The organism is Actinomadura sp. 6N118 (assembly GCF_044326415.1).
Classification (GTDB): domain Bacteria; phylum Actinomycetota; class Actinomycetes; order Streptosporangiales; family Streptosporangiaceae; genus Spirillospora.
In genome coordinates, this window is record NZ_JBIRAZ010000001.1 from 847,972 (window position 1) to 867,622 (window position 19,651).

At 67.7% G+C, this 19,651-nt stretch carries 16 protein-coding genes; 12 read left to right on the forward strand and 4 right to left on the reverse strand.

Translation table 11 applies throughout. The features are described from left to right. The first annotated feature begins 137 nt into the window (after positions 1-137). On the forward strand, positions 138-1,166 hold the full coding sequence (locus tag ACH34W_RS03740) for an NAD(P)H-dependent flavin oxidoreductase (protein ID WP_395959242.1): 1,029 nt from the start codon (positions 138-140) through the stop codon (positions 1,164-1,166). A 71-nt stretch (positions 1,167-1,237) separates the two neighbouring features. Here ACH34W_RS03740 and ACH34W_RS03745 read toward each other — a convergent pair whose 3' ends face one another. Together ACH34W_RS03745 and ACH34W_RS03750 are read right to left on the reverse strand one after the other, a co-directional pair. Then, the gene (locus ACH34W_RS03745; protein WP_395959243.1) at positions 1,238-1,963 is read right to left on the reverse strand and encodes a siderophore-interacting protein; all 726 of its coding nucleotides are present in this window, start codon (positions 1,961-1,963) and stop codon (positions 1,238-1,240) included. Between the two features lie 23 nt (positions 1,964-1,986). After that, positions 1,987-3,534: an MFS transporter gene (locus ACH34W_RS03750; protein WP_395959244.1), complete on the reverse strand. Its 1,548-nt coding sequence runs from the start codon at positions 3,532-3,534 to the stop codon at positions 1,987-1,989. Positions 3,535-3,759: 225 nt separating this feature from the next. Between ACH34W_RS03750 and ACH34W_RS03755 the strand changes: the two genes are divergently transcribed. Then, positions 3,760-4,410: a TetR/AcrR family transcriptional regulator C-terminal domain-containing protein gene (locus ACH34W_RS03755; RefSeq protein WP_395959245.1), complete on the forward strand. Its 651-nt coding sequence runs from the start codon at positions 3,760-3,762 to the stop codon at positions 4,408-4,410. An 18-nt stretch (positions 4,411-4,428) separates the two neighbouring features. Here ACH34W_RS03755 and ACH34W_RS03760 read toward each other — a convergent pair whose 3' ends face one another. Beyond that, positions 4,429-5,265 carry an NAD(P)H-binding protein gene (locus ACH34W_RS03760; protein WP_395959246.1) on the reverse strand — a complete coding sequence of 279 codons (837 nt, stop codon included), beginning with the start codon at positions 5,263-5,265 and terminating at the stop codon, positions 4,429-4,431. 82 nt (positions 5,266-5,347) lie between these two features. Between ACH34W_RS03760 and ACH34W_RS03765 the strand changes: the two genes are divergently transcribed. Further along, positions 5,348-6,331 (forward strand): AraC family transcriptional regulator, encoded by a 984-nt coding sequence (locus ACH34W_RS03765; protein ID WP_395959247.1) that lies wholly within the window; start codon positions 5,348-5,350, stop codon positions 6,329-6,331. 89 nt (positions 6,332-6,420) lie between these two features. Here the strand turns inward: ACH34W_RS03765 and bla are convergent, their stop codons facing one another. Then, positions 6,421-7,365 carry a class A beta-lactamase gene (bla, locus tag ACH34W_RS03770; protein WP_395959248.1) on the reverse strand — a complete coding sequence of 315 codons (945 nt, stop codon included), beginning with the start codon at positions 7,363-7,365 and terminating at the stop codon, positions 6,421-6,423. 711 nt (positions 7,366-8,076) lie between these two features. Between bla and ACH34W_RS03775 the strand changes: the two genes are divergently transcribed. Genes ACH34W_RS03775 through ACH34W_RS03815 form a run of 9 tightly spaced genes read left to right on the forward strand, consistent with a single transcriptional unit; the run spans position 8,077 to position 19,650 of the window. After that, positions 8,077-9,387 (forward strand): lysine N(6)-hydroxylase/L-ornithine N(5)-oxygenase family protein, encoded by a 1,311-nt coding sequence (locus tag ACH34W_RS03775; RefSeq protein ID WP_395959249.1) that lies wholly within the window; start codon positions 8,077-8,079, stop codon positions 9,385-9,387. Continuing rightward, entirely contained in the window at positions 9,384-9,707 is a 324-nt protein-coding gene (locus tag ACH34W_RS03780; RefSeq protein ID WP_395959250.1) for a cupin domain-containing protein, read from the forward strand. Before ACH34W_RS03775 ends, ACH34W_RS03780 begins: the two co-directional genes overlap by 4 nt. After that, positions 9,704-10,948: an NAD(P)/FAD-dependent oxidoreductase gene (locus ACH34W_RS03785; RefSeq protein WP_395959251.1), complete on the forward strand. Its 1,245-nt coding sequence runs from the start codon at positions 9,704-9,706 to the stop codon at positions 10,946-10,948. Before ACH34W_RS03780 ends, ACH34W_RS03785 begins: the two co-directional genes overlap by 4 nt. A 38-nt stretch (positions 10,949-10,986) precedes the next feature. After that, positions 10,987-12,873, forward strand: a complete 1,887-nt coding sequence (locus ACH34W_RS03790) for a class I tRNA ligase family protein (protein WP_395959252.1) — start codon at positions 10,987-10,989, stop codon at positions 12,871-12,873. After that, complete coding sequence (locus tag ACH34W_RS03795) at positions 12,870-16,217, forward strand: amino acid adenylation domain-containing protein (protein ID WP_395959253.1); 3,348 nt, start codon at positions 12,870-12,872, stop codon at positions 16,215-16,217. Before ACH34W_RS03790 ends, ACH34W_RS03795 begins: the two co-directional genes overlap by 4 nt. Next, the gene (locus ACH34W_RS03800; RefSeq protein ID WP_395959254.1) at positions 16,217-17,704 is read left to right on the forward strand and encodes an AMP-binding protein; all 1,488 of its coding nucleotides are present in this window, start codon (positions 16,217-16,219) and stop codon (positions 17,702-17,704) included. Before ACH34W_RS03795 ends, ACH34W_RS03800 begins: the two co-directional genes overlap by 1 nt. Then, positions 17,697-18,014 carry an acyl carrier protein gene (locus ACH34W_RS03805; protein WP_395959255.1) on the forward strand — a complete coding sequence of 106 codons (318 nt, stop codon included), beginning with the start codon at positions 17,697-17,699 and terminating at the stop codon, positions 18,012-18,014. The genes ACH34W_RS03800 and ACH34W_RS03805 overlap by 8 nt, the downstream gene beginning before the upstream one ends. Next, a complete protein-coding gene (locus tag ACH34W_RS03810; RefSeq protein WP_395959256.1) occupies positions 18,011-18,622 on the forward strand; it encodes a GNAT family N-acetyltransferase in 612 nt (203 codons plus the stop codon). Before ACH34W_RS03805 ends, ACH34W_RS03810 begins: the two co-directional genes overlap by 4 nt. Then, positions 18,619-19,650: a C45 family autoproteolytic acyltransferase/hydolase gene (locus ACH34W_RS03815; protein WP_395959257.1), complete on the forward strand. Its 1,032-nt coding sequence runs from the start codon at positions 18,619-18,621 to the stop codon at positions 19,648-19,650. Before ACH34W_RS03810 ends, ACH34W_RS03815 begins: the two co-directional genes overlap by 4 nt. Position 19,651 lies beyond the last annotated feature (1 nt).

Here is a 19,651-nt window from a genome sequence, read left to right on the forward strand (position 1 = left end):
GGCCGCCCGTTCCACGAGTCGCCGCCTCCCGGATCGCGCGCACAGCGGCGGCCACCATGCGCCAGAACCTGGCTTCGTGCCGTCACCCGGTGGGAACGTGCAGGAAGGACGCGTCCAAGCTCCAGGAGGAAGTCGTCATGAGCGTACTGTCCACCAGGTTCACCGAGAAGTTTGCCGTTACCTACCCGTTTGCCTGCGCAGGAATGGCTTTCGCGGGGGGCGCTCCTGATCTGGCGGTGGCGGTCACCGGAGCGGGTGGCATCGGTGCGGTGGGGGCGACGCTCACTCCCCCGGACGTGCTTCGGCAGATCATCCACGAGGTCCGGAAGGGCGTCGGAGAGGCACCGTTCAACATCAACTTGATCACGTACTTCGACAACGCCGAACAGGTCCGCGTGTGTGCCGAGGAGCGGGTGCCGATCGTCTCCTTCCACTGGGGTCACCCGCCGGCCGACCAGCTCAAGCAGCTGCGCGAGGCTGGGGTGTCGGTGTGGGAGCAGGTCGGGTCCGCCGACGCGGCCAAGCTCGCCGTCGATGACGGCGTGGAGGTCGTCGTCGCCCAGGGCTGGGAGGCCGGTGGGCACAACTACGGCGGCCTGCCCACCATGGTCGGTGTTCCTGCCGTCGTGGACGCCGTCGGGGACCGCGTGCCGGTCCTGGCCGCCGGGGGGATCACCGACGGACGCCAGGTCGCCGCGGCCCTGTGCCTGGGGGCTGACGGGGTGTGGGTGGGGACCCGGCTGGTCGCGTCCTTGGAGGCCCAGGTGCATCCGGAGCACCACCGCCGGTTGATCTCCTCCCTGGGGGAGGACACGGTACTGACAGCGATCTTCGGCCCCGAGTGGCCGGAGTTCAACCCCATGCGGGTGCAGCGCGACCGCGTGGTGGACGAGTGGAACGACCGGCTGGATCAAGTGCCGGCCGACCGTGACTCGCTCGAACAGGTCGGCACAACGGTCCTCCAGGGAGCAGAGACCGTGTTGCGCAAGTTCAGCGCGCTGCCGCCGATGCCCGCGACCAAGGCCGACTGGGAGGAAATGCCCTGGCTGATGGGCCAGGGTGTCGGCCTCGTCCACGACGTCAAGCCCGCAGCGGAGATCGTCCGAGAAATGATGGACCAGGCCGAGCGTGTACTGGGCAAGTTCCGGTCCGAACACCGGCCCTGAGCACACGGCCGCCGTCGGTGTTGGGCCCTCAGCCCAGCCTCGGCGTTGAAGACCTGGAGCGCCTGCGGCGGTCAGAGACCCGCTTTTCCCGTCGCCCAGTACGGTTGCGTGGAAATGTCGGACCGGTGCAGGCCGTACCGGGCGCGCAGCAGGGTGCGGGCTTGCTGGATCGTCTGCCCGTGCCCAGCTAGGTAGGCGTGTGCGACCTCCTGACGCGGGGAACCGTCCAGCCAAGTCAACAGGGATTCCCCGTGCCGCTCGGTCTGTGCGACGACCTCCACATCAGGCAATAGCCCCTGCACCAGCGGTACATCGTGCGCGGGCACCTCGACCACACCGCAAACCCGGGCCCCGTCCCCTAGCCAGCGGATCATCGAGTCCCACAGACCGACGGTGGTGGCGTCGCCGCACATCAGTACGGTCCCTGGCACGGCACGTGCCCGGAAGCTTCGAGTCGCCTCCAGCCCGATCGGATTGACACGGTCCCCGACAGTGAGACCGTCCAGCCACGCCTCACCTGGCGGCAGCACGTTCCTGGCGCCGGTGCTGTGCCGGTAGAACAGGAGCGACATCCGGCCCGTCTCGGCGTCGAACGCGTCCGGTGTGTAACGCCGGAATTCGGTCGGGGTGACTCGGAACGTGGTCACCTGGCACGGCGCCCAGGGATGCCCCCGCAACCCCTCGCCGGCAAGATGCACCCGCCGGAACCACGGCGAGAGATCCTCGATCCCGGTCACTGTGCACGGCATACCACGGGCCTCGATCAGCCGGGCAAAGGGCGCGGGCAGTCTGGGCATCGTTCACTCCTTCGTCGGTGATGTCAGCCCATGTGGATGGGCGCCGCCCCTTCGGCGTGTTGTTGCTTCTTGGTGTTGATGGCGATGGCGGTGATGGCCGAGCCGGTCAGGAACATGGCACCCGCGGCGATGAACGCCATGGTGTAGCCGTGGGTCAGTGCCTCTCCTGCCTTGGCCATGAGGGGGAGGTCTTTGGTGGCCAGAGCTCGGTAGAGGGTCCCGGCGGCCTCGGGCAGCTTGTCGTTGGCCGCGGAGGTGGAGATGGTCGACAGGACCGCCAGGCCCAGGGCGCCGCCGATCTGCTGGGCGGTGTTCAGCAGCGCCGAGGCGATGCCCGTCTCGTGGTGCTGGACGCCGCTGACCGCGCCCAGAGTCATCGGTACGAAGCCCGTCCCCAGGCCGAGCCCGGTGACGAGCATCGCCGGCATCAGATGCCCGGCGTAGGAGGAGTCCGGCTCCAGCGTGGCGAACCAGAGCATGCCTGCGGCCGCCACCAGCAGGCCCGGTCCAGCGATCATGCGGGGGGCGACGTGCGTGATCAGTTTGGAGCTCAGCGCGGCGGCGCTGCCCATGCCGACGCTGATGGGCAGGTAGGCGAAGCCGGTCTTCACCGGGCTGTAGCCCAGGATCAGCTGCATGTACATCGTCAGGAAATAGAAGGTGGCGAACATGCCCGCTCCGAGGAAGAGCATGGTGGCGTAACTGCCGGAGCGGTTGCGGTGCTTGAACAGGTGCAGCGGCATCATCGGGGCACGGCTGCGGGCCTGCAGCAGCAGGAAGGCGGCAAGCAGCACGGCCGCTGTGACGAAAGAAGCCAGGGTCAGGCTGCCGGTCCAGCCGTGTTCGCCACCGCGGGTGATTCCGTAGATCAGTGCGATCAGGCCGCCGGTGCCGGTGATCGCACCGGGAACGTCCAGGCGGCCCGGGTGGCGTTCGGCCTCGACGAGGGTCCTGGTTCCAGCCAGGACGGCCAGGCCGATGGGGATGTTGACGAAGAACACCCAGCGCCAGTCGAGGACGTCGGTGAGGATGCCGCCCAGCAGCAGTCCGGCCGTGGCGCCGATCCCGGACATGGCCGCGTACACACCCATCGCCTGGTTGCGCGGCTTTCCCTCCGGGAACGTGGTGGTGATCAGGGCAAGGGCGCTGGGGGCGGCGAGCGCCGCGCCGGCACCCTGCAGGACGCGCGCCGCGATCAACAAAGCCCCGTTCGGGGCGAAGCCGCCCAGCAGGGAGGCCACGATGAAGACGACGATGCCCACCTGGAACATCCGCCGCCGCCCGAACAGGTCGCCGGCCCTGCCACCCAGCAGAAGCAGCCCGCCGAACGCCAGGGCGTAGGAGTTGACGACCCACGCCAGGTTCGCGTCGGACACCCCCAGGTCGGTCTGGATGTTGGGCAGGGCGATATTGGTGATGGTGGCGTCCAGGACCAGCATCAGCTGGGCCGTAGCGATCACGAACAGGGCCAGGCCCATATGCCGGCCACCGGGTGAAGCCCCGGACGCCTTGGTAGACGGCGGCCTGTACGGCTGCGCGGAGGCAGCGGTGGTCGTGCTGTCGGCAGGCAAGAAACGACTCCAAACGGTGGTGAGAGTGAGAAGAAGCGTGGCCCGGCAGGCGTAGCCGTGCAGGCGCCTCCGGGCGCCCCCGTGCGGGCCCGGATCGGTGAACGTCGGGTTCCGTGGTCAGCAGGACGCCATGGCATGCGCCCTCTCCACGAACCCGCATCTCCTTAATGTCGTTAAGTTGAGGTAGCCTAGAGTTGCATTAATGGCATTAAGGAGTCAAGTCCGTTGACGAACGGAGAGCGCATGGCGTTGAGCCGGCTGGAGATAGCCCGAGCCGGGCTGAGGCGACTGAACGACGTCGGTCTGGGCGGGCTGTCCCTCCAGCGGATCGCCGATGAGCTGGGCGTCAAGGCTCCGGCCCTGTACTGGCACGTCAAGAACAAGCAGGAGTTGCTCGACGAGATGGCCACGCAGATGCTGCGCGAGGCCACCGGCCTGCCCGGGCCCGCCGTCGCCGCTGAGGGCGGCTGGGAGGCGTGGTTGCGCGAGTTCGCCCAGGCGTTCCGCCGGATGTTGCTCAGCTACCGGGACGGCGCCAAGGTCTTCGCCGGCACCTTCCTCACCGACCCGGCCGTCCCCGATCCGGGATTGCTCCAGCCGTTGCTCGACGCCGGTCTCGAACCGCGCCACGCCGGGCGCGCATGGTTCACGGTCTACGCGTTCGTGCTGGGCTTCACCATCGAGGAACAGGCCGTCCACCCGGCCCCCGGGCAGCAGGACCAGCGCCACGCCGCCCTGGTCGCGCGCCGCGAGCAGCTCGGCTCCCCTGCGGCCGAAGCCGAGCACTGGGCGTTCATGGGCGATGCTGACGAGCGGTTCGGCGATGGGCTGGCCATCCTGCTGGGCGGCATCCAGGTTTGGGTAGGCAGGCCATAGGCCATTGCTTGCAGCAGGTCAGGAATTCCAGGCGCCCTGGGCGGCGGCTTTCTGGGCGTAGTCGGCGAAGTCGCGGGGTGGGCGGCCGAGGAGCTTGTGGACGTCGTCGGTCACCGTGCTGAGGGCACCGGAGCGCACCTGGGCATAGAGGTCGATGGTCAGTTGCACCCATTCCTCGGGTACGCCATCGGCGAGTTGCTCGGTCGCGTACTGCTCGGGAGTCAGCGGTACGTAGCGAATCTCACGCCCCGTGGCCCGCGCGATGTCGGCGACCGTGTCGGCGAAGGTCATCAGCCGGGGGCCGGTCAACTCGTACTCCTGCCCGGCGTGTCCCGCCTGGGTGAGGGCGGAGACGGCCACGGAGGCGATGTCCTCGGCGTCGATGAAGGCCTCGGTGCCTTCTCCGGCTGGCAGCCGGACCTCACCGGACAGGACGGGGTCGCGCAGGAAGTCTTCGCTGAAGTTCTGGAAGAACCACCGCACGCGCAGCACTGTCCCGTCCAGGCCCGCCTCGCGCAGTGCCTGTTCCGCCGCCGTCACGTGCTCCTGTCCCGGGCCGCCGCCGTCGGGTGTGGACAACAGCACCGCGCGCCGGACCCCGGCCGTCGCAGCTTGGCGGGTGAACGCGGAGAGTTCCTGCGCTGCCTCCGGACTACCGAGGAACGGGGAGACCAGGTATATCCCGGTCACGCCCTCCAGGGCGGGTGACCAGGTGGTGCGGTCCGTCCAGTCGAAAGGAAACTCCCCTGAGCGGGACGCCGCCCGTACCGGAACGCCCTCGCTCAGCAGTTGCCGCACCACGCGACGGCCGGTCTTGCCGGTGGCGCCGGTCACCAGGATCATCTGCTCACTCATGCCTCCCAGATAATCAGCGGCGTTCCGTGGCCGACATGGCGAGAACGCTCACGCCCATACTCATTCGTCTACCCTGACCAGCATGGACGCCCTGACGCCGCCAGGCGCGGACCCGTTGACGGATCTGCTGAACGGCGTACGGACCACCGGGGCGGTCTTCAACCGGTCCGAGCTGTCCGGTGCCTGGGCGGTCCGGTTCGAGGACGGGTCACCGCTGGCAATCGGAGTGCTCCTGGCCGGTACCGCCTGGATCACACTCGACGGCGCTGAGCCGGTACGGCTCGTCCCGGGAGATGTGGCGGTGCTCAGCGGGGGTGCCCCGTACGTGATGGCGAGCAGCCCGGACACCGAACCTGACGTGAACATTCTCCCGGGTGGACGGTGCGTGACCACCAGCGGTGAGGACGGCACCGCCCGGATGAACGCGGATGGCGGCAACACGGCAGAGCAGGGCGGGACCGTACTGGTCAACGGGCTGTACACCGTGCAGAGCGGCGCTCCCGGCAGGCTGCTGGCCGCGCTTCCACAGCTCGCGGTGATCCACGCAGCCGATCGAGCCTGTCCGGTCAGCCAGGCGGCAGGCGAACAGATCACCAGTACCGCACCGGGTCAGCAGGTCCTGCTGGACCGGATGCTCGATCTCATGCTCATCACCGCACTGCGCGCTTGGTTCACCCGTCCCGACGCCCCCGTCCCCGCCTGGTATCAGGCCCACGCCGACCCCGTTGTCGGACATGCCCTTCGCCTGCTGCACAGCGATCTCGCCCATCCCTGGACGGTCGACGCCCTGGCCAGCAAGACAGGTGTCTCCCGCGCCGCCCTCGCCAGGCGCTTCACCACCCTCGTGGGCCAACCTCCCATGACCTACCTGCGCGAACAACGCCTTGCCCGCGCCGCCGACCTCCTCGGCAACCCCGACACCACGATCGGCGCCATCGCACACCAGGTGGGTTTCGCCAACGCCTTCGCCCTCAGCACCGCCTTCAAGAAGACACACGGCATCAGCCCCAGCGAGCACCGGACGGCTCAAACGGCAGAGCACAACCCAAGGGCCACCACACACTGATTCACGCCAGCTGGAAAGTGCCCCCGAGCCGAAGCCAGCCGGGCAGCCCCATGCGAATTCGCGTGGGGGTGCCCGGCCGGGGTGGAGAGTTAGGAGGTCTTGCCTAGGGCGCGGGTCAGGACCGCGGCGGTGGCTCCGAAGATCTTGGGGTCGGAGACGCCGTCCTCGGCGTTGCGGTGGCTGTAGATCGCGAGGATCAGGGGCGCGCCGGACGGGGGCTGGACGACGGCGATGTCTCCGCCGGTCCCGTAGTAGGAGCCATGGCCCGTCTTGTCGCCGATGAGCCAGTTGTTGGGGAGCCCGGCTCGGATGTGCATGTTGCCGGTGTAGTTGCCGCGCATCCAGGCGAGCAGTTGCTGCCTGTCCTGCGGGGCCAGGGCGGAACCCAGGGTCATCTTCTGGAGGTTGCTCGCCATGGACGCGGGCGTGATGGTGCCCTGGACGTCGCCCACCTTCCAGTAGCTGTGCTCGGGCTCGTACCGGTCCATGCGGCCGACCTTGTCGCCCAGCGAACGGTAGTAGCGCGTCATGCCGGCGGGGCCGCCGATCTGCTTGAGGAGCAGGTTGGCGGCTAGGTTGTCGCTGGTGGTGACGGTCGCCTGGCACAGCTGCGACACGGTCAAGCCGCTCTGCGGGCTCCTGCCCCAGGTGGTGATCGGCGAGTTGGGCACCACGTCCTCCTTCGTCCAGCGAAGGATCCGGTTCAGGAGGCCGGGGTCGGATGTGCGTGCCTTGTGCAGGATGGCGCCGCACAGGGGCGCCTTGAAGGTCGAGTCGGCGGGGAAACGTTCGTTGGCCCGGTAGGAGACGGTCTTCCCTGTGCCGGTGTCGATCGCGAACGCGCCGAGGCGTCCCTTGTAGTCCGTTTCGAGCTTGCGCAGCTCCTTGGCGACATCGACCTTGACCTGGGTGCTGCCGGCGCTGCGCTCGGCGGTGGTGCCCTGGGCGCTACAGGCGCCGGTGAACACCGTGGAGATCAGCACTATGGAGATTCCCAGCTTGGCTCCGAGCCGCCGGGAACGGGTCTGCTGCATGTTGCCCCCTCGTTCCTGATCTTTGTTGGAGGAAGAGCAGACCAGAGGTCCCCGTCTGATGTCCAATATTGATATTGGTTGGTGATCAATATCGAGAAGCATATATAAGGGCGTTGGGCTGGTGGTTTGTCGCCTTGTGATGCCGTGTCGTCGGGGTCGGGAGCTCGGCAGGGCGGGCGGCTCTGTTTGACGGTGTCGGCTCTGATGGGCGTTAGCGCGGGGTGAGTAGTGGCTCGGTTCGGTTGTGTGACGGTGGTTGTCGAGTAGCACCGGGGATGCCGGGCGGCCATATCGATGATCCACACAAATGACGGTAGAGATGGTTGACACTCGATAATATCGCGTTGGCAATATCCTCCCCTTGACATCTGGTAAGACGTGATGACCCCCAGGTCATCGCATTGATCATTTGTTGGCGGGGTTGTGAATATTCACCTTTCGGGGCGGGCGGGCATAAGCGGTGCTAAACAAGCAGTTGTTGATTGTTTGATGAGCAGACGGGGATATTGGTGAGGTTTCTCGCCTTTGTGGTGGTGGGGGCTTTTCAGGGCTCGCAAGGCGTGTAACAGTGGCGCCTGTGTCCCTCCCATGGAGGTAGAAAGACATGCACTGGTCGACGCTTTTCGCCAAATTTTTTCCACCCTCTTTCGTCGCTGCGTTCAACGCGCTCGGTATCCGGGCGACCACGAATTGCGGAATGGAGGGTGGCCAGTGGAGGAGTTCGGCGTCGTCGGCGCCGGGCTGGGGCCGTCCAATCTGAGCCTGGCGGCCCTGGCGGAGCCGCTCGAGCTCCGGGCGCGGTTCTTCGAAGCCGAGGAGACGTTCCGCTGGCACTGCGGGATCATGGTCCCGGGTGCTCAGCTGCAGGTCTCGTTCCTGAAAGACCTCGTGACGCTGGTGGATCCCAGCAACCCGCTGTCGTTCCTCGGCTACCTCGCGCAGGAGGGCCGGCTCTACCGGTTCCTGATCGCGAATGCCGACCGGTGCTCGCGGCAGGAGTTCGAGCGCTATTACCAATGGGCCGCCGGTCAGCTGAAGAGTGTTCGGTGGGGGCATCGCGTGGAGCGGGTGGATCTGCGTGACGGCATGTTCGAGGTGCGGTGTGCCGACGCCGAGCCGGTCGCCACTCGCAATGTCGTACTGGGGTCGGGGCGCAGGCCTGTGATGCCTCCGTTCGCGGCCAAGTTGCGGGGGTCGTCGGTGCTGCACAGCAGTGAGCTGATTCAGGCGGCACCGGTCGTCGGCGGAAGAGATGTCGTGGTGGTCGGCGGCGGGCAGAGTGGGGCGGAGGTCGTCAATCATTTGCTTTCGGTTGATGCCCTGCCCTCTTCGTTGACTTGGGTATCGAGCCGGGTGGGTTTTCTGCCGCTGGACGACTCGCCATTCACCAATGAGTGGTTCCATCCCGCGTACGTCGACCACTTCCATGGGTTGCCGGAAGACCGAAGGCGCGTGCTGCTGGCCCGGCAGCGAATGGCGAGCGACGGCGTCACCGAGGCGCTGCTGCGGGACATCTACCGGCGGCTGTACGAGCTCGACGTGCTGATGCCGACGCGGTTCCGGCACAGGCTGCTGACCTGCCGGCGGATGGTCGACCTGGTGCGCGAGGACGACGGGCGGCTCGTGGTGGCGCTGCGGGACGACGACACTGGAGCGATCGAAACGCTCGCCGCGGACGTCGTCATCTGCTGCACGGGATACCGGTCCGAGTTTCCCGAGTACCTGGAGCCGTTGCGGGGGCGGCTGCTCGACGGCGACGGACGGTTCCGGGTGCGGCGGGACTACTCGCTGGACTGGGACGGGCCCGAGGACCTGCGGCTGTACGTGCAGAACGCGGCCGAGAGCAGCCACGGCATCGCGGACCCCAATCTGAGCCTCGCCTCCTGGCGGAGCGCGCGGATCATCAACTCCATTCACGGGCGCACGGTGTACCGGATCGAGGACGAGCAGGCGACCATCGCTTGGCACGGTCCGGCCGCCGGTGAACCCGCAGCTCATGAACCGGAGGTGCAGGCGTTGTGAACCAGCCCGAAAGGATCGGCTACCGGACACCCGAGCTCTACGAGAGCGGGATGGTGATCGAGGAGGCCGCCGTGGGGGAGTGGCCGTTCAAGGCCTCGCGGTTCGAGGTGCCGCCCGGGCGGACGTCGGAACTCGACCTTCATGATGTCGCCGAGCTCTGGATGGTGCGGTCGGGAACGGGGACCGTGGTGTCGGGCGAGTCCCGGGTGGACGTCGGACCGGGGGAGATGATCTATCTCGCCAGCCGGGTGCCTCATCAGATCACCAACACGGGCGGGGAGCAGCTGCGGCTGTTCAGCGTCTGGTGGGCGGCGACATGACCGGCCCGGCAGGCGGCGACTTGACCGGCCTGGCAGGCGGCGACAGGACCGGCCTGGTGGGCAGCGACATGACTGCCGACTTGGTGGGCGGTGTCGCGAGTGCCGACTTGGCCGTGGTGGGCGGCGGGGTGATCGGGGCGTTCGTGGTGCACGAGGCTCTGCAGCGCAATCCGGATTGGCGGGTGCTGTTGCTGGAGCGGTCCGCGATCGGCGCGGGTGCCACGGCGTGGTCGGCGGGGGTGAGCTTTCCGCTCGCCGCCACGGCTCGGCATCGCGAGCTCGTCCTGGCCGGGCGTGAACGGTACGCGGCGTTGCGGGAGCGTGCCGCGGGCCCCTTCCTGCGGTCTGTGCAAATGATCTACGTGCTGCGGGAGAGCGGGCTGAAGGCGTTCGGTGAACGCGTCGTCGGCACCACGCTGCGGCCCACCACGCCAGAGGAAGGCGAACGTGTCGCCGGGATGATGCCCGACCTGCGGCTTGAAGCGGACGAGGTCGTGGTCACGCATGACGGCGAAGGTTTCGTCGTCACGGCCCGTCCGCTCACGGAGGCCCTGATCACGGAGGCGGCCGGGCACACCGAAGTCCAGCTCGGGCAGCGTGTCGAAGGTATCGAGGCGGCCGGTGACGGCTATCGGCTGCGGTCTGAGCACGGCGTGTGGAACGCGCGCCGCGTCGTGATGGCCTGCGGTGCGTGGACGCCGCCGATGGACGGGCTGCCGGACGCTCCGGGCGCCCGGCGGAAAAGGATCGCGGCGCTGCACGCCCGGCTGCCGGTGAGCCTGGACGACCCGCTCGTCTACTTCGTTGACGATGACCTCTTCCTGATGCCGCTGACCGCAGGTGTGGCACTGGTCAGCTTCTACCGGGACCAATGGGACACCGATCCTGAGGCCTGCGACGGCCGGCCCAACGCGGATGACCTGCGACAGGGGCGGGCCGCGTTGGGCCGGCGCAGTCCCATGGCCGCCGCCGCGGTCATGGGAGGCCGGGCCTTCTGTGACCTCTACACCGATCACCGGCTGCCGGTGGTCACGACGTCGCCGGAACGCCCGGGACTCGCCGTCGTACGTGGCAGCTCCGGCTCGGGCGTACGGCTGGCGCCAGGCCTCGCCGCAGAGGCGCTCGACGCTCTCGATGCGGCTGCCCCCCATGATGCGGCTGCCACCCATGATGCGGCTGCCACACGAAATGCGGCTGCCGCGCCCAATGTGGCTGCCGTACGGGCGCCCGCGCCTCACTGACGACATCACTGAAATCCGCCGCATAGACGGAGGCATGCATGAGCACCAGCAAGCCGATCTTCGTCTTCTCCACTCCACCGACCCCCAATGGCGACCTGCATCTCGGGCACCTGTCAGGCCCGTACCTCGGTGCCGACGCGTTCGTCCGGTTCCAGCGGATGAACGGCGCGGAGGCCTGGCATCTGACCGGGAGCGACGACTATCAGAGCTATGTGGTCGACCGGGCCCGGCGCGACGGGCGCAGTCCGGCTGAGACCGCGGCGCACTACAGCGCGGAGATCGCCGAGACGCTCGCGCTCATGGACATCCGGCCTGACCAGTACACGGTGACCAATACCGCAGTCGCCTATCGCGAAGGGCTCCAGGCGTTCTTTTCCAGGTTGGTCGCGTCGGGGAAGGTCGACCCGGCCGCGAACGAGGCGCTGTTCGACGCTGAGACCGGCGACTATCTGTATGAGGTTGATGTCTCCGGGGCTTGCCCGACGTGCCGCGCCCCCGCCGGTGGCAACATCTGCGAGGAGTGCGGGGAGCCCAACTTCTGCGCTGACCTCCTGGAGCCGCGGTCAGGAAAGTCCGACGCACCGCCCCGGCAAGGCTCTCAGCTTCGCTATTCGCTACCGCTGCACGAGTTCGCGGACGCGGTGGCCGAGCATCACGCGAGCGGACGCGTTCCCGTGCGCCTCAAGGAGTTGGCCGAACGGCTGTTCCGCAGAGAACGACTGGACGTGCCCATCACCCATCCATCCGCCTGGGGCGTGCCACCCATCGAGACGGGCGTGAACGGGCAGGTCATCTGGGTGTGGCCGGAGATGTCGTACGGCTTCCTGTACGGCATCCAGTCCCTCGGCGAACGGCTCGAACGGGACGGATGGCAAGCGGACGCGCCTTCCCCGGACTGGAAGATCGTCCACTTCTTCGGCTACGACAACAGCTTCTACCACGCGATTCTCTATCCGGTGCTGTACCGGCTGGCCCATCCCGAGTGGTCGCCCGACATCGACTACCACGTCAACGAGTTCTACCTCCTGGAGGGAGAGAAGTTCTCGACGAGCAGGCGCCACGCGATCTGGGGCAAGGACATCCTCAGCCCGGACACCGTGGACGCGGTGCGGTTCTTCCTCTCCCGCTCCCGCCCGGAAGGCCGCCGCACCAACTTCTCGCGCGACGCGTACGAGACCGCGCTGCGCGAAGACCTGATCGGCACGTGGCAGCACTGGCTGAACGATCTCGGAGCCCGGGTCGACAAGCTCTACGGAGGCATCGTCCCGGCACCAGGCGACTGGACCCCCGAGCATCACGCCTTCCAAACCCGGCTCGCAGAACGGCTCAAGGGAGTGACCGGCAGCCTCAGCCCGGACGGCTTCTCGCTCAACCGTACGGCTGACGAGCTGCACCGCCTTGTCGAGGACGCCCGGCGATTCGCCCGCGAAGAGGGCTCGATCGCCGGAAGCACCCGATGGGGCGACCAGACTCGCACGGCGATCGCCCTCGAACTGGCCGCCGCCAACCTGCTCGCGCACTGCGCGGCACCCGTCATGCCTCGCTTCTCAGAACGACTCGCCACGTCACTCGGCATCCCGACGCCTACAGACTGGCCGCAGCAAGTACCACTCCTACCTCCAGAAACACGCCTCGATCTCGCCCGGCAGACCTTCTTCGGCGCCAAGCCATCCGAAGAAGACGCGCCTCTGCTGCCGTGGCTTCGCACTCTCCTGCGCACGACACTCCAACTCCCCGAGCAAGCGTCACTGGACGATCGGCCGCTGAACGAGCTCGGACTGGAGTCGCTGCAAACGGTGGCCTTGCAGTACCAGATCCTCGAAGAGCTCGGCGTCGACATCAGCGGCGAGGAGCTCATGAGCGCCGCTGACGTGACGGCGCTCGCCGTTCTGCTGGACGACAGAGCGGAGGCGATGCGGATATGAGTCCCACCCAGGCGCCGGCGCCCGGCCTTCTGGAGGAGATCGAGTCGCGGGGGCTGCGCATCACCGCCACCGGCTCCGACCTGCGCCTCCAGGGCCCGCGTGAACGCATGGACCCGGAGCTGATCGGGCGCATCAAGGCCAACAAGGCCGCACTCATCTCGCACCTCGCCGCCGTGGCCGAGGCAGAGGAGCAGCGCTTCCCCCTCACCCAGCTCCAGCGCGTCTATCTCCTCGGACGCGACGACATCTTCGAGATGGGAAACGTTGCCAACCACGTCTACCAGGAAATCGAAGGCCACTGGGACCTCGACCGCCTGGAGGCAGCCCTCGCGGCGGTCGTCCAGCGCCACGGCATGTTGCGCACCACGTTCACGACGGACGGGCAGATCGAGGAGAAGAAGGCTTCAAGCCGCGTCCGAGTCCAGATCCTCCGTCATGACCTGCGCAACCTGACCGAAGACGACCAGCAGCGCCGCCTCCTCCAAATCCGCGACGAGCTCTCACAGCGCAAGCTGCCGCTCGACCGTGCGCCTCTCATCGCGGTTGACGTGACGATCCTCGCCGACGACCGGATGGTGCTCCACATCAGCAACGACGGCCTGGTGATGGACGGCATCAGCGCGATGTTGTTCATGCGTGAATGGTGGGACACCTACAACGGCGACCCGGTCGAGCACGAGGCCGCCCCGTTCGACGCGTACATCAAGGCCGTCGAGACCGCCCGCACCCGGCCGCCCGCCGAGCGGTCACGCGCGTACTGGTACGAACGCCTGGACGATCTGCCCGCACACCCAGATCTCCCACTCCGGACGAGTCCGGCCGAGCTCGGCACACCCACCTTCGTCCCCCGGACCATTCGCCTGGACGAAGCGTCGTGGGAACGCCTGAAAGCACAAGCCGTCCAGCGTGGCCTGACTCCCTCCGGTTTCCTCCTCGCCGCCTATGCCGAGACGCTCGCCGCCTGGGGTGCCGGGTCGCATTTCACCGTCACCACCACGGTCGCGGACCGGCCGCCGATCCATCCCCACATCCTCGACACGATCGGGGCCTTCTCCGACACGCTGCTCGTTGAGATCGCCTTGGACCACGAGCTCGGCTTCGCCGAAAGGGCCCAAGCCCTCCAGGCCAGATTGCGCCGGGACCTCGACCACCGGCATTTCTCCGGCATCGAGGTGATGCGGGAGATCGGCAGGCGTTACGGCCCTGTCCAGGCACGGATGCCGTTCACGTTCAACAGCGCCATCGGCTACCCCTACAAGGACCTCGACGGCTCAGCGTTCGAACTCTTCGGCCCGCGCGTCCACACCGTCAGCCAGACCCCGCAGGTCTGGGTGAACGTCTTCGCGTTCGAGCAGCACGGCGGTCTCGTCGTTCAGGTGGACGGCGTGGACGACCTCTTCCCCGAGAACCTCCTCGCCGACCTCGTACAGGGCTACGAGACCCTCCTGCACCGGCTCCTCGACGCCGACGCGTGGTCGGCGACCACGTTCGACCTGCTGCCTTCCGCCCAGCGCGCCCGCCGCGACGAGGCCAACGCGACGGCCGTCGAGCCGTCCGACGAGATGCTCCCCGACGCCTTCCTAGCCCAAGCTGAACGAATCCCGACCGCGCCCGCGATCATCACGTCCAGCCAGACCCTCACATACGGCGAACTCCTCGCACGCGCCCGCCATGCCGCCGCCTGGCTCAGGCAAAGAGGTGTCGAACGCGACGAGCTCGTCGGCCTGGTCATGACGCGAGGCCCTGAGCAGATCATTGGAATCCTGGCCGCCGTGATGGCCGGGGCGGCCTACCTCCCCGTTGACGCCGCCCTTCCACATCAACGCCAGGCGTACATGCTCAAAGACGGCCGCGTGCGCCTCGTTCTCACCAACGCGACCACCACCGCGAACGCCGAGACGCTCACCCTCGACGCCTCCCAGCCACCCCCATCTGCCGAAGCCGAAGTCGAACGACACCCCGACGCGACCCCGGACGACCTGGCCTACGTGCTCTACACCTCCGGAACGACCGGTGACCCCAAGGGCGTCATGGTCAGCCACCGGAGCGTCGTCAACGTGGTGACCGACTGCAACACCAGATTCCAGATCGGCTCGGACGACCGCTTCTTCGGTATCAGCGCGTTCAACTTCGACCTATCCGTCTACGACGTGTTCGGGGCCCTCAGCGCCGGCGCGGCGATCGTCCTGCCCGATCACGACCGCGCCATCGACGCGTCCCACTGGCTGGAGCTGTGCGGCAAGGCGGGCGTCACGGTCTGGAACTCGGTCCCGGCGATCGTCTCGTTTCTCCACGACCAGGCGGTCACCGGCGACGGCTCCGGCAGGCCCCTCGCGTCACTGCGCCTGATCATGATGAGCGGCGACCGTATCCCGCCGACCCTCCCGGCCGCGCTCCGCGCCCTGAAGAGCGACCTCACCCTGGTCTCCCTCGGCGGCCCGACCGAGACCACGATCTGGAACATCCTCCATCCCATCGGCCCCGAGGATGACGGCAGCGCGAGCATCCCGTACGGCAGGCCCAACACTGGCAACCGCGCTTACGTCCTCGATCCGCAACGTGGCCAGGACATGCCCGACTGGGTCACCGGAGAGATCTACGCCGCCGGAGTCGGCCTGGCGCGTGGCTACTGGCGAGACGACGCCCGCACGGCCGAACGATTCACATGGGATGACCGTCTGAACGAGCGGCTCTACCGCACCGGAGACCTCGGCCGCTATCTGCCCACCGGCGAGATCGAGATCGTCGGGCGTGCCGACCACCAGATCAAGGTGAACGGGCACCGCATCGAGGCGGGGGAGGTGGAGACCCGTCTGGCGGCGATCGAAGGCGTGCACCAGGCCGTCGTCGTACGCCAGGAGGCCTCGCGCGGCGACCGCCTCGTGGCGCACCTGACCGCCGAGGCCGCCGAGACGGACGGGCGGCCACCGGACACGCACCTCACCAAAGCCCTGCGCCTGCACCTGCCCGACTACATGATCCCGTCCGCGTACGTGTGGCACGAGGATCTCCCGCTGACACGCAACGGCAAGGTCGACCGGGGCCGCCTGATCACGACGGCCTCCGCCGCCGCCACCGCCGCCGCGCCCGTGACTGCGGCGGCCGGTGACGCTCCGTCCTCGGACCTGGAGAAGCAGATCACCGAGCTCTGGGCGACGGTGCTGGAACGCGCCGACGTGCCACCCGACCTGCCGTTCGGCGACCTGGGCGGCGACTCGATCGCCGCCGCCACCATCGCCACCGGCGTGCGCAAACGCTACGGGATCACCATCCCGCTGCACCGCCTCCCCGAGGTCGCCACGGTCCGTGCGATGGCGGCCTACATCGAACGGGAGGGCGCCTGATGGAGTCGATCATCAACACGATCGTGGCGAGGCCGCCCGCCCCCGGGCACAGGCTTCGCGTCGTCGGCCTCGACGGCACCGAGACGATCGATCTCTCCGAGCTCTACGCGCAGGCCGGACGCCTGGCCGCCCACCTCCACTCCCAAGGTGTGGAACGCGGCGACAGGATCGGCATCCTTGCGGCCAACAGCCTCGAATGGGTGCTCCTCGACCTCGCGGCCCTGCGCCTGGGGGTCGTGACCGCCGGTTTCGAGCCCGGCAAGTTCGAGGCGAGCGACGAGCTCCTCACCCGCTACGACCTGAAGCACCTCTTCACGGATCGTTCAGCCAAGGAGATCCGCCACCTCGCCGAGTCCGAGACCAAAGCCACCCCGCCAACACCCCGCTACGAACCCACCGACACAACGACGCTCAAGTTCACCTCGGGCAGCACAGGCCGTCCCAAAGGCCTCGCCGCCAGCGTCGGGAGCATCGACTCTTCCCTCCGGGCCGTCCAGGAGATGTTCCAGCACGGCCCGGATGACGACCTCTTCATCTTCTTGCCCCTCTCTCTCCTCCAGCAGCGCTACTGGATCTACTCGGCGCTCCGGTACGGCCACGACGTCACAGTCAGCACCTACGAGGCCGCCTTCCTGGCCATGCGCCAAACACAGCCGACCGTGGTCATGGGAGTCCCCGGCTTCTACGAGTCCGCCAAGAAGCACATCGAAGCCCGAGCCGCCGCCTCCAACCGCACCCACCACCAAGAGGCGCGAAAGCTCTTCGGCGACCGCATCCGCTACCTCTGGACCGGCTCCGCGCCCGCCTCGGCCGCCATGCTCCGCTTCTTCACCGCCGCAGGCCTGCCGATCTACGAGGGCTACGGCCTGAACGAGACGTGCATCGTCAGCAAGAACCACCCCGGCGCCCACCGCGAAGGCAGCGTCGGCCGCGTTCTCCCCGGCAAACACGTCCTGATCGACCCGGACACCAACGCCGTCAGCGTTCGCAGCGACTTCCCCGTCAACACGCGCTACGCCTACGCACAACCCGGTGAATCAGAGCGCATGTTCGCCCCCGACGGTACCGTCCGCACGGGCGACGTCGGCCACATCGACGACGACGGCTTCCTCTACATTCACGGCCGCGCCGACGACACGATCGTCCTGGACAACGGCAAGAAGGTCGTCGTTCGGCCCATCGAGGAGGCCATGAAGGCCAGCCCGGCCATCGCCGAATGCGTCATCTTCTGCCCCGGCCAGACCAAGCTCGTCGCGGTCGTCTCCCCGTCCCACGAACCACCCGACCACGATGCCATCGCGACCCATCTCGCCCAGACCAACGCCACCCTCGAACGTGACGAGCGGATCCACAAGGTCGTCGTCGCGTCACCGCCGTTCAGCATCGAGGGCGACACGCTCACCTCGCAGTTCAAGCCCAAACGCAGCCGGATCCTGGATCTCCACCGCGCCGAGATCCACGACAGCGACAGGGGAATCCATGCCTGACCACGTTGACGTCGAGCACCTAGAGATCGAGCAGGCGGCGCGCCGTAACCTCGCGCCGCTGCTCGATCCGCAGATCACCCCGGACGCGCTCGACCTGGACCGTGACCTCACCGGCGACTACGGGCTGACGTCCCTCAACAAGGTCCTCTTCCTCACCGCCGTCTGCGAGGACACCGGGGTCGCGCTGTCCCGCTTCACCGAACGCGACGTGGCACGCATGCGTACGCTGCGCGATGTCACAGCACTCCTGTCCCCGCACCCGGAAACAACCGCCGCCGAACCGGACGCCGAAAGCGAGCCCGCCCGATGAGCAAGGCCGAGAGCTGGGCCGACCTGGCCCCCGCCACCCTGGAGAACGAGCACGTCCTGCTGCGGCCGATCGAGCCCGCCGACCGGGCCGAGATCCACAAGATCGCGATGGACCCGCACATCTGGCGTTACTTCGTCAGCAGGGTGGAGACCGACGCGGACTTCGAGGCGTTCTTCGACGCGACGCTGGCCGATCACGCCGCCGGGCGCCGCGTGGTCTTCGTGATCACCGAGAAACGTTCAGGCCGGGTCGTGGGCAGCATGAGTTTCGGAAACCTCGCCGAAGCCGACCGCCGCATCGAGATCGGCTGGTCCTGGCTCGGCCGGGACTTCCGAGGCCAGGGCATCAACCGCTGGGCCAAGTACCTCCTCATGGAGCACGCCTTCGAGACACTCGGCGCCGAACGGGTCGAGTTCAAGACCGACGTGCTGAACGAGCAGGCGCGCCGCGGCCTGCGCAACATCGGCGCCACCGAAGAGGGAACGCTCCGCAGCTTCAATCCCATGCCTGGCGGACGCCGCCGTGACGCCATCTTCTACAGCGTCCTGCGTGCTGAGTGGCCGAACGTGAAGGAGCAACTGGCGGCCCACCCGAAGGTTCGCCAGTGACGCGGATCGACCACATCCACCTCTCCGGCGACCCCACCGAGCTCGGCCGCCGGCACGGTGCCGCCCGCGCACGTCACCTGCGCGCCTTCCTGGACGATTCGCTCGGCAGGCTCAACCATCTGCTGGACGAGCCGGTCTCGCTCGAAGCGCTACGTCCTACGATCAACGCCCACCGCGAGGCCATAGCCCAGCAGACCCCCGACCTGGCCGCCGAGATCAACGGGCTCGCCGACGGCGCCGGCATCTCACCGGACGAGGCGGTGCTGCTGCAGATCCGCCGCGAGGTCATGGGCTACCGCAGGGTGCCGACCCGCGGCGACTGCACGACGTATACCCGCGCGGGCGAGGTCGTGGCCCAGACGGTTGACCTGAACGGCAACCTGGACGACCAGATCGCAGTCCTCGATGTGACGCCCACCGGTTCCGGTCGCCGCTCCCTGCTCCTCAGCTTCGCCGGGCTGCTCGGCTATCTCGGGATGAACTCCGATGGTCTGGCGATCGGCCTCAACCTGGTGCTCGGTGGTCAGTGGCGCCCCGGCCTGCCGCCCTACCTGGCGATCCGTCACCTGCTGGACAACGCAGCGAACGTCGACGAGGCACTCAAACTTCTCTCCAGCCTCCAGCTGACAAGCTCCCGCAACCTGACCCTCTGCTCGCCCGGCAAGGCCGCGTACGTCGAGATCCTCGGCGACGAAACACGCACAGTCGAGGGCACCCAGACCGTCCACACCAACCACTACCTGCATCCGGACTTCGCCCCGTACGACGAGCTGAACGTCTTCGCCGGCAACTCCTCGAAACGACGCCTAGACACCTGCTCGACGAAATTGGCCGACGTGCCACTTGCCGCTGATGCTGAAGAGCACTTCGCCCTTCTGTCCTCGCCGCCCATCTGCGTTCCGGACGACGGCGACATCCGGTTGGAACGCACCGTCGCCGCAGTCGTCATGCGCCCCGACCAGGGACGGATGTACGTCCGCCCCGGCGACCCGTCCCGTTCCCCGACCCATGTCTTCACACTGCGCTAGG